This window comes from Rhizobium sp. JAB6 (assembly GCF_003024605.1).
Taxonomy (GTDB): domain Bacteria; phylum Pseudomonadota; class Alphaproteobacteria; order Rhizobiales; family Rhizobiaceae; genus Rhizobium.
The window spans coordinates 239,409-253,233 of record NZ_PYJQ01000010.1; the positions used below are offsets into that span (position 1 = coordinate 239,409).

Annotated in this window: 16 protein-coding genes and 1 tRNA gene; 4 read left to right on the forward strand and 13 right to left on the reverse strand. The window is 59.9% G+C overall.

Annotated elements, in window-relative coordinates; translation table 11 throughout:
* Window positions 1-21: 21 nt before the first annotated feature.
* The gene (locus C7U61_RS17470; protein WP_245410823.1) at window positions 22-1,191 is read left to right on the forward strand and encodes an MFS transporter; all 1,170 of its coding nucleotides are present in this window, start codon (window positions 22-24) and stop codon (window positions 1,189-1,191) included.
* Window positions 1,192-1,278: 87 nt separating this feature from the next.
* Here the strand turns inward: C7U61_RS17470 and C7U61_RS17475 are convergent, their stop codons facing one another.
* The 4 genes from C7U61_RS17475 to C7U61_RS17495 all read right to left on the reverse strand — a co-directional run bounded on the left by C7U61_RS17475 (window position 1,279) and on the right by C7U61_RS17495 (window position 4,113).
* Window positions 1,279-1,467, reverse strand: a complete 189-nt coding sequence (locus C7U61_RS17475) for a Trm112 family protein (RefSeq protein WP_037154712.1) — start codon at window positions 1,465-1,467, stop codon at window positions 1,279-1,281.
* A gap of 10 nt (window positions 1,468-1,477) precedes the next feature.
* Window positions 1,478-2,137 (reverse strand): LON peptidase substrate-binding domain-containing protein, encoded by a 660-nt coding sequence (locus tag C7U61_RS17480; RefSeq protein ID WP_106999345.1) that lies wholly within the window; start codon window positions 2,135-2,137, stop codon window positions 1,478-1,480.
* Between the two features lie 335 nt (window positions 2,138-2,472).
* On the reverse strand, window positions 2,473-3,444 hold the full coding sequence (gene trxA, locus C7U61_RS17490; RefSeq protein WP_106999519.1) for a thioredoxin: 972 nt from the start codon (window positions 3,442-3,444) through the stop codon (window positions 2,473-2,475).
* Window positions 3,445-3,603: 159 nt separating this feature from the next.
* Window positions 3,604-4,113, reverse strand: a complete 510-nt coding sequence (locus C7U61_RS17495; RefSeq protein WP_106999347.1) for a prolyl-tRNA synthetase associated domain-containing protein — start codon at window positions 4,111-4,113, stop codon at window positions 3,604-3,606.
* Between the two features lie 244 nt (window positions 4,114-4,357).
* Between C7U61_RS17495 and C7U61_RS17500 the strand changes: the two genes are divergently transcribed.
* Window positions 4,358-4,432, forward strand: a tRNA-Gly gene (locus tag C7U61_RS17500).
* A gap of 127 nt (window positions 4,433-4,559) precedes the next feature.
* Here the strand turns inward: C7U61_RS17500 and C7U61_RS17505 are convergent.
* Window positions 4,560-5,174: a LysE family translocator gene (locus C7U61_RS17505; RefSeq protein WP_106999348.1), complete on the reverse strand. Its 615-nt coding sequence runs from the start codon at window positions 5,172-5,174 to the stop codon at window positions 4,560-4,562.
* Window positions 5,175-5,369: 195 nt separating this feature from the next.
* On the opposite strand from C7U61_RS17505, the gene C7U61_RS17510 reads away from it, so the two are divergent.
* A complete protein-coding gene (locus C7U61_RS17510) occupies window positions 5,370-6,011 on the forward strand; it encodes a DUF1007 family protein (protein ID WP_106999349.1) in 642 nt (213 codons plus the stop codon).
* Window positions 6,012-6,031: 20 nt separating this feature from the next.
* Here C7U61_RS17510 and C7U61_RS17515 read toward each other — a convergent pair whose 3' ends face one another.
* Complete coding sequence (locus tag C7U61_RS17515) at window positions 6,032-6,778, reverse strand: phosphatase PAP2 family protein (RefSeq protein WP_106999350.1); 747 nt, start codon at window positions 6,776-6,778, stop codon at window positions 6,032-6,034.
* Between the two features lie 463 nt (window positions 6,779-7,241).
* Between C7U61_RS17515 and C7U61_RS17520 the strand changes: the two genes are divergently transcribed.
* The gene (locus C7U61_RS17520) at window positions 7,242-8,012 is read left to right on the forward strand and encodes a MipA/OmpV family protein (RefSeq protein ID WP_245410824.1); all 771 of its coding nucleotides are present in this window, start codon (window positions 7,242-7,244) and stop codon (window positions 8,010-8,012) included.
* Here C7U61_RS17520 and C7U61_RS17525 read toward each other — a convergent pair.
* The 7 genes from C7U61_RS17525 to C7U61_RS17555 are packed head-to-tail and all read right to left on the reverse strand — an operon-like array spanning window position 7,953 to window position 13,824.
* Complete coding sequence (locus C7U61_RS17525) at window positions 7,953-9,293, reverse strand: cyclopropane-fatty-acyl-phospholipid synthase family protein (RefSeq protein ID WP_106999352.1); 1,341 nt, start codon at window positions 9,291-9,293, stop codon at window positions 7,953-7,955. The genes C7U61_RS17520 and C7U61_RS17525 overlap by 60 nt on opposite strands.
* A complete protein-coding gene (locus C7U61_RS17530) occupies window positions 9,293-9,718 on the reverse strand; it encodes an EamA family transporter (protein WP_181315868.1) in 426 nt (141 codons plus the stop codon). The genes C7U61_RS17525 and C7U61_RS17530 overlap by 1 nt, the downstream gene beginning before the upstream one ends.
* Window positions 9,718-10,866 carry a GNAT family N-acetyltransferase gene (locus tag C7U61_RS17535; protein ID WP_106999353.1) on the reverse strand — a complete coding sequence of 383 codons (1,149 nt, stop codon included), beginning with the start codon at window positions 10,864-10,866 and terminating at the stop codon, window positions 9,718-9,720. The genes C7U61_RS17530 and C7U61_RS17535 overlap by 1 nt, the downstream gene beginning before the upstream one ends.
* Window positions 10,847-11,662, reverse strand: a complete 816-nt coding sequence (locus C7U61_RS17540) for an alpha/beta fold hydrolase (protein WP_106999354.1) — start codon at window positions 11,660-11,662, stop codon at window positions 10,847-10,849. Before C7U61_RS17540 ends, C7U61_RS17535 begins: the two co-directional genes overlap by 20 nt.
* Window positions 11,652-12,524 (reverse strand): fatty acid desaturase, encoded by an 873-nt coding sequence (locus tag C7U61_RS17545; protein ID WP_106999355.1) that lies wholly within the window; start codon window positions 12,522-12,524, stop codon window positions 11,652-11,654. Before C7U61_RS17545 ends, C7U61_RS17540 begins: the two co-directional genes overlap by 11 nt.
* Window positions 12,521-12,874, reverse strand: coding sequence for an EamA family transporter (locus C7U61_RS17550; RefSeq protein ID WP_106999356.1), 354 nt, complete (start codon window positions 12,872-12,874; stop codon window positions 12,521-12,523). The genes C7U61_RS17545 and C7U61_RS17550 overlap by 4 nt, the downstream gene beginning before the upstream one ends.
* A complete protein-coding gene (locus C7U61_RS17555; RefSeq protein WP_106999357.1) occupies window positions 12,871-13,824 on the reverse strand; it encodes an arginase in 954 nt (317 codons plus the stop codon). Before C7U61_RS17555 ends, C7U61_RS17550 begins: the two co-directional genes overlap by 4 nt.
* Window position 13,825 lies beyond the last annotated feature (1 nt).

Sequence of the window (13,825 nt, forward strand, 5' to 3'; positions counted from 1 at the left end):
AGTCGCATCCAAGGGTATTTGATGCCTCCTCTTTTCCATCATTGCCGCGACTTCATGACGCTTTCCGCACCGATTACTGGCGTTCGGCTCCGCTCGCCTACAGCTCGTGCCGTTGTCGCCCTGTCGCTGACCCAGCTCATCGGCTGGGGCGCCACCTTCTATCTTCCGGCAGTGATGGGCCCTGCCATGGCCGGCGAGCTGGGGATGGCTCTGCCCATGGTCATGGCGGGACCAACCATCATGCTTGTCGTGATGGCGATGATGTCCTGGCCGCTGAGCTCAATCTTCGAACGCCACGGCGCGCGCGCGGTCATGACCTGGGGAGCCGCTCTGGGCGCCGGCGGACTGCTGATCCTCGGGCTCGCCCACGGTCCGGTCTTCTATATCCTTTCATGGGTGACCATCGGCCTCGCCGGCACCTGCATGTTGACCACACCGGCACAGATCGCGGTCAGCGAAATCGCCGGCGATAAAGCGCGTCGGGCGCTCGGCATTCTGATCCTGGCGGGTGGTCTGACGTCGACGATCGTCTGGCCGCTGACCGGCCTTCTGCAGGATCAATGGGGCTGGCGCGCAACAACGCTTCTCTTTGCCGCGCTGATGTTGTTTGTCTGCGCGCCACTCCATTGGACCGCGCTCGCCCGTCGGCCTAAGGAGAAATCGGGAGTTAAGGCCGCACCGGAGTCTGCGCCCATCCATGGGCCGAGTTTTATCCTGCTGGCCGCAAGCTTTGCCGCCAACGGCTTCGTAACCTGGGGATTTGCCCTGACGATCATCATCCTCTTCGAGGCTGCCGGTCTCGATCATGCAGGCGCGCTGGCGGCAGCAGCCTTCATCGGCATTGCCCGATGGGCAGGCCGCTTGGTCGATTTTCTAGGCGGCCGGCGCTGGTCGGGCTTTTTCATCGGCCTCACGGGCTCAGCTCTGTTTCCCTTGAGCTTCGCGGTTCTTTTGCTGAGCAACAGCTTCACGGGCGCCATGCTTTTCGCCGCGCTTTATGGCATTGCCAGCGGCATCACCGCCGTTACCCGCGCCACGCTGCCGCTGCAGATTTTTCCCACCGGCACTTACGCCCGCGCATCGGCACGACTGGCGGTCCCGCTCAATCTCTCCTATGCAGCGGCGCCACCATTATTTACGACTGTAGTGACCTACGCCGGTCCGCAGACTGCTCTGTGTTGGCTCTCGTGATCTCGGGCATTGCATATTGCACGCTCCTCAGCCTTTTACTGGTGCATCGCCGATTGAATGATACATCTCAACCGAACTGAATCAGCCTCAATCCTCGATACGCCGCGCTTCCGAAATCAGCATGATCGGAATGCCATCCCGGATCGGATAGGCGAGGCGCGCCTTTTCCGAGATCAGCTCGTTCTTTTCCCGATCGTAGCTCAGCCGCCCTTTGGTCAGCGGGCAGACGAGCAGATCGAGCAGTTTCGGATCGACTTTGCTGACCGTGACATCCATCGGCAAGCTCCTACTGCATCAGCGAATCGGTGTCACCGGAACCGGCGAGCACGATCTTGACGATGGCGATGAAGGTTTCGGCGCGGGTCTTCAGGTCGGGCGCTTCGAGAAGGGCCTGTTTCTCGGCCGGATCGAAGGGCGCCATGATCGACAGCGAATTGACCAGCATCATATTGTCGGCGCGCTCGACGCTTTCCCAATCCGCCTCCAGCTTGTTGGCTTCCAGATAGGCTCGGAACGCCGCAAGCAGCGCGGCGCGGTCGACCGTATCCTCCTCATGGTGCGACTTGAGGTCGGAGATGAAGGGCGTGATGCGGAAGGTGCGATAGGGCTGGCTGTTGGTGATTTCATCCATCAGCCGGAAACGGCATATGCCGGTCAGCGCGGCGATATAGCGTCCGTCTCCGGTTTCCGAGAGGGAAGTGATACGGCCGAGGCAGCCGACATGCGCCAGATTGGACGATTCCGGCGGCTCTCCCAGCGCCGGCTGGATCATGCCGATCAAACGATTTCCGGCGATCGCCGCATCGAACATGGCAAGATAGCGCGGCTCGAAGACATTGAGCGGCAATTGCGCCCCGGGCAGCAGCAACGCACCGGACAAAGGAAAGACGGCAACCGAATCAGGCAGATCGCTTGGCTTCAAATATCTGGCATTGCCGACTTGCATCTCTTCCATCCCGCCAAAGCATGTCGCGCAAGTGTGCAGCGGTTTTGCGACAGCGACATGCGCAAAATCAAAGACCTAAAGTGCGAAAAGCAAAGCCGAAAGATCGCAACGCACTTTGGATCGCCGCGCGCGCCGCAGTTGGCCGCGCAGGAACGACACAGTCGCGGTCATCGTCCCTTTTTGCGCCGTCACCGATAATGTGAGCCCGTCTGCCGAAAACACAAGAGCATCTTCAATGAAAAACGCCGCCCGCCTGCCGAATATCTTGACCGCTGCCTAACAGGCGATCGTCCGGAAGGTTCCGCACGATCGCTACACCTGGCGGAACAGACCCTTTACGAAAACAGAATGGAGGACAGCTTGCGCCGTGCCGCGATGGTGGCCGGGTCCTTGGCGCCCCATACCTCGAAGAATTCCAGGAGCTGGCGGCGCGCGCCGTCGTCGCCGTAGCTGCGATCCTTGCGCATGACGGTCAGAAGATGGTCGGCCGCCTCGTCCCGCTTGCCTTCGACATTGCGGATCTTGGCAAGCTTGATGCGCTGCTCGTGATTGTCCGGATTGGCGGCCAGTTCCCGTTCGATCGCCACGGGATCGCCGAGCTTGCGGGCTTCGTCGATCTGATCCAGCTTCTTGACCACCGCCTGAATGCCGGCATCCTTGGCGAGCGTTTCCGGCAGGTCGGCAAGCGCCTCGCGGGCGCGCTGGCTCTGTCCGGCGGCGATCATGCATTCCGCCATGCCCGCAAGCGCCTTGGCATTTTCAGGGTCCGCCTGCAGCACCGCGCCGAAGAGTTCGGCAGCGCCATTGACGTCACCGGCGGCAAGCAGGCCGCCCGCCTCTTCGAGAACTGCGGCAATTTCCGCCGCCTGATCGCCGCCGCCTGCAGGGCCGCCGAGACGATCGATGAACTGGCGAACCTGGCTCTCGGGAACAGCACCCATGAAGCCATCGGCCGGACGGCCGTCGACGAAGGCGATGACGGCCGGGATCGACTGGATGCCGAGCTGGCCGGCGATCGACGGATGATCGTCTATGTTCATCTTGACCAGTTTGACGCGCCCCTGCGCTTCGGTGACGACCTTTTCGAGAACCGGCGTCAGCTGCTTGCACGGGCCGCACCAGGGCGCCCAGAAATCGACCAGCACCGGTTGCCGGCGCGATTCTTCGATAACGTCCTTGGCGAAGTTGGCAGTCGTCGTATCCTTGATCGGCGATGCGCCGCCTGCGGCCGGCGCGCCGCCGTAAGATGCCGAGGCCGACATCTGCCCGCCGAAGGAAGCGTTGTAGGGATTGTTCGAACCGCTCATGAGTGTCTCCCGCCTGCCGGCATCCTTGATCTTGTAAGGAGCATGCTTTCCGAACGAACCCATTGAAGTCCGCCTCGCAGCACGCCGAATGGAATGGTCAAAGCACGCGGACAGCCCAAAGAGAAGCCGCCTGCCATATCTTAGCGCTAAAATCGTATGTTAGCTCGTCACTTTCAAGACTAGCGGCGTATGACCCGTCGCCTCCATGAAGCGCAGGAGGTCGCCGCTGGCAATCGACGTCGTCGCATCGTTCGACAGGGGATGGCAGTTGACGATGTCATGCGCCATCAGATCGGCATCGAGGACGAAGGTGACATTGTTGGCGGTGTCGTTGATCGCGCCGAAGGCCGTAACCGAGCCCGGAAGGACGCCGAGATATTCCATCAGCTTCTCCGGCTTGCCGAAGGACACCTTGCTCGCCGCACCGATCAGCGTGTGAACGGTCTTCAGATCGACGGTCGCATTTTCCTCGACGGTCAGCAGGAAGAAATTGTCCTTCTTGTCCTTCACGAACAGGTTCTTCGTATGGCCGCCGGGAATCTCGTCGCGCAGCGATACCGATTCGGCGACGGTGAAAACCGGGGCATGGTCCTTGGTCTTATGGGCAATGCCGAGCCCGTCCAGGAATCGGAAGAGGTCGTCGCGGGTTTTCGGGGTGGTCTCGGTCATGACGTCTCGCAATGAAAAATGGTCCGCTCCTGATACGTCGCCCACAATTTCATTGCAATCTTCGAGACGACAAAGCCCGGCGTTTCCGGGCTTTCCGAGAGCTTGCGAAAAGAAGATGCAATTTTTCTTCGCGAACGCGTCATTTCCCTGTTGCATTTGAAAAATGGTTAGGCCATATAGCGCCCGTCGCCGCAAGACGACGCCCAGCGGTCCAACACACTACCCCGGATCGCGACGGGAATGAGCGGGTGTAGCTCAGGGGTAGAGCACAACCTTGCCAAGGTTGGGGTCGAGGGTTCGAATCCCTTCGCCCGCTCCAGTTTTCAAATTTTCCCATAGAATAAAGACGCTACGGCTTGGCCGTAAAAGCGCCTTTCCGACCGGAAGGCGCATTTTTCGCGCGCCTGTTTTCTTTTCCTCTCGCGCTTCCGCGCAATGCGCTCGTCCTAGTTACGAATCGCGATCGTCGCCGCAGCGCCTCCCATGCAAAAGGCTGCGCCGCGATTCATCAGGCGCATCGCCCGAGGCGACTGCAGGGACCGGCGCGTCTTCGCTCCGAGGATGGCGAAAGGGAACTGCACGGCGGTCAGAATGATGGCGGTTATCGCCAGAAGAATCGGAACGTCGGTGGCCGATAGCGCGCGGATGTCCACGACCGTCGGCAGGATGGAGATATAGAACAGGATCGATTTGGGATTGCCGAGCGTCACCAGAACGCCCGAAACGAATGCATTTGCACCACTCCCCCGCTGGGCCGCATGGCTTTCATCGAAGGTCTCGCCGGATCGCCAGAATTGCACAGCCAGCCAGCAAAGATAGGCTACCCCTGCCCATTTGATCGCAATCAACAAATAACTGAAGGTTTCCGCGATGAATGCCAATCCGGCAAGAACCGTGGCAAGGTACAATACGTCGCCGAACACCATACCGGCCGTCATCCATGCTGCACGCCGATAGCCGCTCTTCAAAGCTTGCGCCACGATGGCAACGATTTGCGGACCCGGAATGATTGCCGCAATCGCCAGCGCACCGGAATATGCGATGAATCCCGACTGAGTCATTTTGCTTTCCCGTTCCTCTTCGATGTCGGAAACCGATTTTAACTCTTAATTCGTAAACATGCTCAGAGATGGCAGCAAGCATGTTTCTCCCCTCGCCCACCCTCGCTCGGCGGCCGAAGCGCAGGTCTCAAATCAGTCCAATTTGACGTGCAGGTCTGCGCAACGGATAACGGACGGAACGCGGTAGCTGTGCGCATGAAAACAAAGATTTCCCTGCTGATTGCGATACTGTCGCTTCTGCCGTTTCCCGCGCTCGCCCATCCGCATATCTTCATCGATGCCAAATTCGAGGTCGTCTCGGCGCCCGATGGCTCCATCAGCGAGCTGCGCAATGTCTGGAGCTTCGACGAGGTGTTCACCTCCTCCGTGCTCATGGATTACGGCAAGAGCGGCGATCAGTCGTTGAGCGCGAGCGAGCTCAAGGCCGTGGGAAAGACGGTCAGGGATTCCTTGGCGCAATATGGTTACTACACGAACGTCACCAGCAATGGCAAAGCGGTGCCGATGGCAAAGCCGGACGCGATTGAGGCCCACTATAAGGACGGCTCCCTGACGCTGACCTTTTCGCTCAAGCCGGAGCAGAAGACCTTCCTCAAGGGAACCACCATCTTCGGCATTTACGACAAGACACTCTATACGGCGGTCGATTTCGCCACCGACAACGATTTGAGCACATCGGGACCCGCCTTCGGCCGCTGCAAGCGCAAGGTCATCAGACCCGATCCGAAAGAAGTCATGGCCGAAAACCAGGCTGCGCTGACAAGCATGTTCTTCAGCGATCCGAAAGGCACGGACTACTCGCTGCTGGTGGCCACGCGCCTCGAAGTCCAGTGCTGATCCGGTAAGATCACCTTCCCTCACTTGAAAGGCGGGCCATCGTCTTCGGAATATCCCTTGCCCCTGGCCGCAGGCGATATAGAGCGGCGGGCAATGATCCAGCAGGCGAGCGCCCAGGTCGCACCGGCGCACCAGCCGCCGAGAACGTCGGTCGGATAATGCACGCCGAGATAGACCCGGCTCGCGCCGATCATCAATGTCAGCAGGATGCCGGCCGCCACGGTGAAAACACGCGTCGAACGATAGGTCCGCGTGCCTGAGATCAGCGCGGCAAGGGTCAGATAGGTCACGGCCGATACCATGGCATGGCCGCTCGGAAAGCTCAGATCGTGAACCTCCACCAGATGCGGCACGATATCCGGCCGCGCCCGTGCGACGCCGACCTTCAGGGCCGCACTCAGCGCCCAGCCGCCAAGAACCGAGGCCAGGACGAAGATGGCGATGGCGCGCTGCCGGTCGAGCAGCAGATAGATCGTCACGAGCGCCGTCATCAGCGCCAGAACCGTCGTCCCGCCGAGGCTGGTAATGTCCTTGACGGCATGGGTCAGCCATCCCGGCCCGATCGGCACGGCCAGGTTCCCGGGCTGGCGAAGCGCCAGCAATATAGCCTCGTCGAATCCCTTCGTGCTGCCTTCGAGGACCTCTCCCGTCAGATAGATGAACAGAAGAATACCGCCCGAAAGCGCGGCGAACATCACAAGCAGCAAAGGCTCGTAGCGGTTCAACCATCCAGGGATGCCCGATGTTCCGAATGGCCGATCCTTCATGCGCTGAAACCTGCCTTGCGTGCTCTTTTATCATCCGTCCACAGTCGAAGCTCGATATCGGACAAAGCCTATCTAGGAACAAAACGCGCAGCTTCCAACCGACCGAAGCCTGAACGATATATCCGGCCGCGCATGCGCTTCAGGTTCGTGAAATAAAATCTCTCTATCTTGGCGGGAATTATTGCAGTCGCCGCGGCCGCCACGACAGGAGGTGGCCTGCTTTGCTGTCTGCAGAAGGATGGTTCATGGGGGCGTTAGCGATACGGAAGCGTTCAGGCCGCTGGTCGGGCGCCATGTCTGCTTTCAAACTTTCTGCTGTTTTTCAAGCCGCGAGCTGTGCTAGTAGAGCTGCAGGGGCGATCAGGTATCAGGTGTTTTCAGAGTGTTAAATGTTGGGACATCTTTTTCCGCCCGGCTGTCTGCACTGGCCGGAACGGGGTTGCTGGCGGCGTGCATAGCCGGCATGTTTCCCGCCTCGTCCAGAGCGGACGATACCCCTGCTAAATCCTCGTCCAGTACTTGGGTCGTCACGCTTGGCGCGACCGTGGAATACGGTCCGAGCTATGAGGGATCGAAGCACTATACCTTTGGCGCCCTGCCGTCTTTCGACATTCATCGTTTGGGTGAGGCCCAGGAATACAGCGCGCCGGACGATAATTTCGATTATCAGCTCTTCGATCTCGGCGGTGTCGAAATCGGCCCGGTTGTGGGGCTGCGGGACGACCGCTTCGACATCAACGACCTGCACCTGCAAAGCCAGCGCAGGGTGCGCTGGAATTTCGATGCGGGCGGCTTTGCGCAATATTGGCTGATGGACAATCGGCTCCGGTTCCGCACGGAGATCCGCCAATCGCTTTGGGGCGGCGATGGACTGGTCGGTGATTTCGCCCTCGACTGGTTCCAGCCGCTAGGAGACAAATGGCTCCTGTCCGCCGGTCCTCGCCTGTCGATGGCAAACACAGTCTATATGCGCACCAACTTCGGCATCTCGGAGAGTGAAGCTGCAAGGCATGGCCATATCAATGCCTTCGATGCCGGTGCCGGCATCAAATCGGTCGGTTTCACCGTGGCGGCGACCTATACGATCTCGCCCGAATGGAGCGTGCAGGTTTACGGAAAATATAACCGCCTCGTAGGCGATGCCGCCGATAGCCCGATCACCTCGCGCTTCGGCTCACCCGACCAGAACATTATCGGCTTTACGCTGAACAGAACCTTCAACGTCAAGTTTTGAAACGCTCTTCGCTTCATTCTCGGCAATATAGTTGCGCGTCAGCGGAATGATGTCGTTTCGCTTGGCGATCTGTATCTGGAAGACGACGAGATCCTCATAGCGGAACGCTGCCTCCGCCGTCGAAAGATAATATTCCCACATGCGGCAGAAGCGCTCGTCGTAGAGCTTGGCGGCGTCGTCCCAGCGTGCCATGAACCGCTCCCGCCACGCCTCCAGCGTCTTGGCATAATGCAGCCGCAGCACCTCGACATCGGTAATGGCAAGCCCCGCCGCCTCGATTTCAGGCACGATCTCGGACAACGCCGGAATATAGCCGCCGGGAAAGATGTATTTGTCGAGCCACGGCGTCGTGAAGCCCGGTGTCGCCGAACAGCCGATGGTGTGCAGCACCATGATGCCGTCGTCCTCCAGCAGCTCGGCGCATTTGCGGAAAAAGGTGCGATAGGATGCAAGCCCGACATGCTCGAACATGCCGACGGAAACGATCCTGTCGAAGCGGCCGGTCAGGCTGCGGTAATCCCTCAGCGCGAACTGAACCTCTGCCGGCGTTCCACCCGCCCTCTCGGCGACCCGCTTCGACGCGTATTCGTGCTGCTCTTCCGATAGGGTGACGCCGAGCACGTAACCGCCCGGCGCATGTTCGGCCATATGCAGCGCGAGGCCGCCCCAGCCGCAGCCGATATCGAGGATGCTGTTGTTCGGCTCGATCAAAAGCTTGGCGGCGAGATGCCGCTTTTTGGCAATCTGCGCATCGTCAAGTGATTGGTCTGCATGCTCGAAATAGGCGCAGGAATATTGCCGGTCCGGATCGAGGAAAAGCTCGTAGAGCCGGCCGTCGAGATCGTAGTGATGCGCGACATTCGCTTTCGATCGCCCCGGCAGGTTGCGATGGCGGAAAATCCGCAGCTTCGTTCGCGCGTAATCGATGATGCGGGCAATAAGGGGATGAGTGCTGTTCTGCGCCTCGCGCAAGATCATCGCCACGAAATCGTAAAGCGTACCCTGCTCGACGACGAAGCGGCCATCCATGAAGAGTTCGCCGAGCCGCATATCGGCATCGATGAGAAACGCCCATTCGGCGCGGTCGTCGGTGAAACGAACGTGAACCGGCTTGCCGGTTCCGTCGCCGAAGGTCAGCACACGGCCGCTGGCCGTGGTCACGCTCAACGCACCACGCGTCACGATCGAAGACAGCGCGCGCTTCACGCACCAGTCCGCAACGCCGGAGAAAAGGGCATTGCTCTTGCCCTTGGGGCGGCTTTCAGCTGGAGAACCGGTCATCACCCATCCTTACCGGCGCTGCTGCGCAGCCCGTCATGCTTCACATGCCAATCGTCACGCTCTTCCGGCACCGCATTGGCACCGGCAATCAACCAGACCCCCAGGAGGATCAATCCGCTGCCGACCACCTGCAGGGCGACGACACGCTCGCCGAAGACGAACCAGCCTGTGGCGATGATCAGCACGTAGCTGATGCCGGAAAGCGGGAAGGCGCGGCTGAGATCGAGTTCGGCAAGCACGTTCATCCAGATGAAGAAGGTCCCGATCTCGACGGCGATGGCCGCCAATATCCAGTAGGAGGAGAGCGCTTGCCACAGCCAGCCTTCCGTGCCGCCACCACTCATCTGCTCGGCTCCGAGCTTGATGAAGAACTGGAACAGAGTATTCAGCACCGGCACGGCAAGCCAGGAAAGACGCATCGGCATTACACATCCGCCTCATCTGTCGAGAACAGCGGCGACACCAGCCGCAACACTCCCTGAAGGAAAGGATTGCGATGGCGGAAATACATGGCATTGGCCGTCAGCTTGCTGCCGAGCCGCACCTTGTTTTCATAATAGGCCTGGCCGCTCTGGTACCGGCTCAATCCATTGTCGAGGCAATAGCGCAGATTGGTGAACCAGCTCAGGAAATAGAGATTGTACGGCCGGCCCTTTTCGCCATCCATGCAGAAGAACTTGTCGATCGCCACCCGCTCGTCATGGACGATCAGATTGGCGGCCAGGAGCTTGTCTTCGACGAAATAGAAGGCGCAGAAGGAACGGCCGTTCATGCGGTCGAGAATGCCCTGGAAATAGGCAGGGGTCAGTTCCTCGAACTGCCATTCGCTGCGATTGCGCGTGTCGTGATAGAGCGCCATGACCTCCGGCAGGAATTCGCCGAAATCGGTCCGGATCTCGACCCTGACCTGTTCGAAGGATTTCATCTTGCGCCGCATGTCCTTGCGGGTGCCGGACGAAAGCCTGGCGAGATATTCGTCGACCGTCTTGAAATCGATGTCGAGCCAGGCGGTCGGCAGGCCGCCGATCGAGGCATAGCCGCGCGTGGCAAACAGCGCGCCGAATTCGGCCGATGTCGGCTCGGGAATGTCCTTGAGGCCGATCAGCCCGCAATGCTCGGCCGCAGCGACCTGCTCGAAAAAGGACAGCATCTCAGCCAGCAAGACGCCGCGGCGCTCGCTATCGACGTCGGGATGAAAGCCGATCGCTCCCGTTTCCGTGCAGGGCGAACCGAGGCAGGCAAGACGCAGCTTCAGGAACTTCGGAAAATAGCGCTGGACCTTGCGCATGGACCGGCGCAGGAAACCTTCCTCCAGCGTGGTATCAAGGGCATAAAGGCAGAGAAAGGCCGGCATGGCCGCGCTGATCCGTCCGCCCTCCGTGACGGTGATGTAGCGCCATTCGAACCCTTCGAGACCGGCTTCCTCGATCGCCAGCAGGCAATCATAGTCCTCGACCTGACCCGGGAAACACGCATTCCACGCATCGCGGCCGATGGCTCGGATGCTGACATGAACTTCGGCCACCGGATCGCCCATCGGCTGCGGCGGGACTTTAAGCAGCGGCTGCGACATGACGCGCCTCGAAGAAATCGGCCGTGAAATCGGCCACCTGGCGGTGCTGCCGGTCGACATGGATCATGTGGTAGCTGTCGGTGATCCATTTCAGCTCGTGCGGAGCGCCGATATGCTCGGAAATATAGCGGGCATGCTTCGGGCTGGCGAGATCGTCGTCCTCGGCATGCAGGATCAGCGTCGGCGTCTGCATTTGCGGCAACAGGCTGCGAAGAGCCTTGCCCAGCCGATGCATCTCGACCAGACCCTTGCCGGGAAATTTTTCCAAGACGCCTTCGCTCGCCATGCCTTCGATCAGCCGGCGCATGCGTTCGTCCTTTATCCCGAGCGAGGTCGTCTCGCTGAAGCTCAGCCGGTCGAGGAACGGAACGCGTGAGAGCCAGCCGATCTGTGAGGCCAGCAGCGGATAGTAGAAGGGAACGTCCCAGCCGTCGTAACTGAAGCAGGGAGAGTAGATCGCCACCGCGCCGATGGTCTTCTTCTGCTGTTCGGCGGCCAGCATGGCGAGCTTTCCGCCAACGCAGATGCCGGCGGCGAAGACCTCCTGCGTCCGGGATGCCAGCAACCGCGATGCCTCGACGACCGAGGCCAGCCAGTCTTCCCAGCGGGTTCCGCGCAGCGTCTTCGCATCGACGCCGTGACCGGCCAGCAACGGCGCATATATGCTGTAGCCTCGGCGGTTGAGGTGCCGGGCCACCAGCTTCATTTCGGCGGGCGCCCCCGTCAGTCCATGGACCAGAAGGACGCCTTTGCCGTTTGAGCCCTCCATGAAGAAGCTCAATTCGTCAGCTTTCATGAGAGAGCTCCGACTGCCGGTTTTCCTTGGCCATGAAGCCAAGAGCATGGCAGGTGCTGATCACATGCGTGCCGTTCTTTTCCTGCTCTTCCTTGATCTGCTCGTGCAGCGCCTGGAGTTTCGTCCAGTGAGTCCGCGGGCGATAATGGTGCTCCGCATGATAGCCGTTGCCGAACCAGAGCCAGTTGTAGAAGGATTTGTGGCTCGAAACACCCCAGGCGATCGGCTCGTCCGGATCGCCGTTCAGATGCTCGTAATAGCCGTTCAGCGACGATAGGCAATTGCCGATATAATAGAACGGCACGAAGAACAGCACCGCTTTCCAGTCGTAGACGAGCGCAAGCGCGGCAAGCCCCAGGAAGAAATAGAGCTCGAACCGGCCCCAGGCCGCGTCGAACGGACGGTTGCGGGCAATCGCCTTGTGAATGTCGCCGAGGCTGTCGCGGAAGAAACTCAGAAACGTGTAGGACCAGACGTTTTCCGGCTGGCCGTCGCGGCCGTAGCGATAGATCGACAGCATGTCGATAGTCTCGCCCTTTTCGTTCGGGCGGTCGCTGTTGCCGGAATGGTGGCGCATATGCACCCAATGATAATAGGTTTGCGAGAAACCGATCGCGACCGACTCCAGCAGGCTGAAACCATAGTTCATCCAGCGCGGCTTGAAATAGGGCGTGTGGATGAAGTTATGCGATATGCTGTTGATGTTCCAGGAGATGGAAACGGCATAAAGGCAGCCGAGAATGGCCGAAAGCCAAAGCGGCCGGCTTTCGAAGCCGACGATCAGATAGATGTCGAAGGCGAGATGGGCGACAGCGGCCAGAACCGGTGCCAGGTCCCATCGGGTGTGCGCAAAGATTTTCATAATCCTGTAACTCCCACGCAAGCCACACCGGCGGTGACGAGGAATACGCCCGTCGCGTGGCGCAGGTTGATGTTTTCCTTGAAGATGACGGCGCCGGCGAGCACGATGACCACGTAGCTCAGCGCCATCAGCGGGAAGGCGATTGTCAGGGGGACGTGCTCGAGAACCGCCGTCCAGGTGAAAAGCTCCACGGCCCAGAACAGAATGCCGAGCCAGGTGATCGGCTTGGCCAGCGCCGAAAGCAGGGTGCCTTCGCCGGCCGTTTGCTTGAAGCAAACTTCGCGGGCCGTCTCCGCGAGTATGCAGAATAGGATCAGTCCCAGCATGGGAAGTGTCAGGCTGCCAGTCATTCCATGTACTCCGCCAGAACTTCCAGCAGCGCGTGATTGGCGGCGCTGTTGATGTTCCTCGTCGTTTCGGCGCCTTGACGCATGCGCGGCTGATCGATGAAGATCTCCGCGCGCTTCATGAACTGCGTCCGAAGACTGCCAGCATAGCTCGGGATCGAATAATCCCCGATGACATCGGCGCCGATGATACGGTGACGGCTGCCGATTTCGCTGATCAGCGAGAGGAGGTAGGGCAGCCGCATGCGGCCCTGATCCCAATTGGTAACGGCATCGTCGGCTGCCAGCACGTCCTTGTCGATCGTTACATAGACCGCTTCGGTACGAATACGGCTGAGCATGTGATCGATGAAATTTTCCTCGCCGATCTCGGCGATCGACTTCCAGTGCAGCGCACCCCGTTCCTGCCGGTAGCTGGCGCCATTGCCGTAGTCACCAACGACGCGGCTCGGCGGATGCTCGTAAGGATACAGCTCCAGCTTGCCGTCGGCGAGCCAATGCAGGTTGGCCCCCTTGCGCTCTGGGCTGCGAAGATCGTGACTGCAGACGCCGATCGTGATGACCTTCTGGACGTTGGAATTGGCAAGGGCGCTGTTGACCCAGGAACCGCAGTGCAGTCCGCCGTCGAATTTGACCCAATCCGGATGATTGTCGAAATGGATCAGCGTGGCCGCACTGGACTGACGCTCGAGCGCATCGTCGAGCAGCAGGGCGGTGATATGATGGAAATCACCGGAGCCCATGAAGCTCAATTGCGGCGTCTTTCCTGTCGTCGGCCTGTTCTTGACGATCTCGCGGCTGAGATCGTCAAGGGCACCCTGTTTGCTCCAAAGCCGAACCTGCTGACCGGCGTTCTTGCCGAAATACTGGTACGCGCCGGCAAATTTGCAGGCGCGCACGAAGTCGGGCTGCAACTCCAAAGCATCATCGAGATGAAGAAGCAGCAGTTGCACG

What these genes read in the sequence shown, in the direction of transcription:
- C7U61_RS17495 (WP_106999347.1), bottom strand. Translation starts at nt 4,113, where the DNA reads ATGACCGAGACCACCCCGAAAACCCGCGACGACCTCTTCCGATTCCTG.
- C7U61_RS17475 (WP_037154712.1), bottom strand. Translation starts at nt 1,467, where the DNA reads ATGGATGTCACGGTCAGCAAAGTCGATCCGAAACTGCTCGATCTGCTC.
- C7U61_RS17520 (WP_245410824.1), top strand. Translation starts at nt 7,242, where the DNA reads ATGTTTCCCGCCTCGTCCAGAGCGGACGATACCCCTGCTAAATCCTCG.
- C7U61_RS17515 (WP_106999350.1), bottom strand. Translation starts at nt 6,778, where the DNA reads ATGAAGGATCGGCCATTCGGAACATCGGGCATCCCTGGATGGTTGAAC.
- C7U61_RS17505 (WP_106999348.1), bottom strand. Translation starts at nt 5,174, where the DNA reads ATGACTCAGTCGGGATTCATCGCATATTCCGGTGCGCTGGCGATTGCG.
- C7U61_RS17540 (WP_106999354.1), bottom strand. Translation starts at nt 11,662, where the DNA reads ATGAAAGCTGACGAATTGAGCTTCTTCATGGAGGGCTCAAACGGCAAA.
- C7U61_RS17550 (WP_106999356.1), bottom strand. Translation starts at nt 12,874, where the DNA reads ATGACTGGCAGCCTGACACTTCCCATGCTGGGACTGATCCTATTCTGC.
- C7U61_RS17510 (WP_106999349.1), top strand. Translation starts at nt 5,370, where the DNA reads ATGAAAACAAAGATTTCCCTGCTGATTGCGATACTGTCGCTTCTGCCG.
- trxA (WP_106999519.1), bottom strand. Translation starts at nt 3,444, where the DNA reads ATGAGCGGTTCGAACAATCCCTACAACGCTTCCTTCGGCGGGCAGATG.
- C7U61_RS17480 (WP_106999345.1), bottom strand. Translation starts at nt 2,137, where the DNA reads ATGCAAGTCGGCAATGCCAGATATTTGAAGCCAAGCGATCTGCCTGAT.
- C7U61_RS17470 (WP_245410823.1), top strand. Translation starts at nt 22, where the DNA reads ATGCCTCCTCTTTTCCATCATTGCCGCGACTTCATGACGCTTTCCGCA.
- C7U61_RS17525 (WP_106999352.1), bottom strand. Translation starts at nt 9,293, where the DNA reads ATGACCGGTTCTCCAGCTGAAAGCCGCCCCAAGGGCAAGAGCAATGCC.
- C7U61_RS17530 (WP_181315868.1), bottom strand. Translation starts at nt 9,718, where the DNA reads ATGCCGATGCGTCTTTCCTGGCTTGCCGTGCCGGTGCTGAATACTCTG.
- C7U61_RS17545 (WP_106999355.1), bottom strand. Translation starts at nt 12,524, where the DNA reads ATGAAAATCTTTGCGCACACCCGATGGGACCTGGCACCGGTTCTGGCC.
- C7U61_RS17535 (WP_106999353.1), bottom strand. Translation starts at nt 10,866, where the DNA reads ATGTCGCAGCCGCTGCTTAAAGTCCCGCCGCAGCCGATGGGCGATCCG.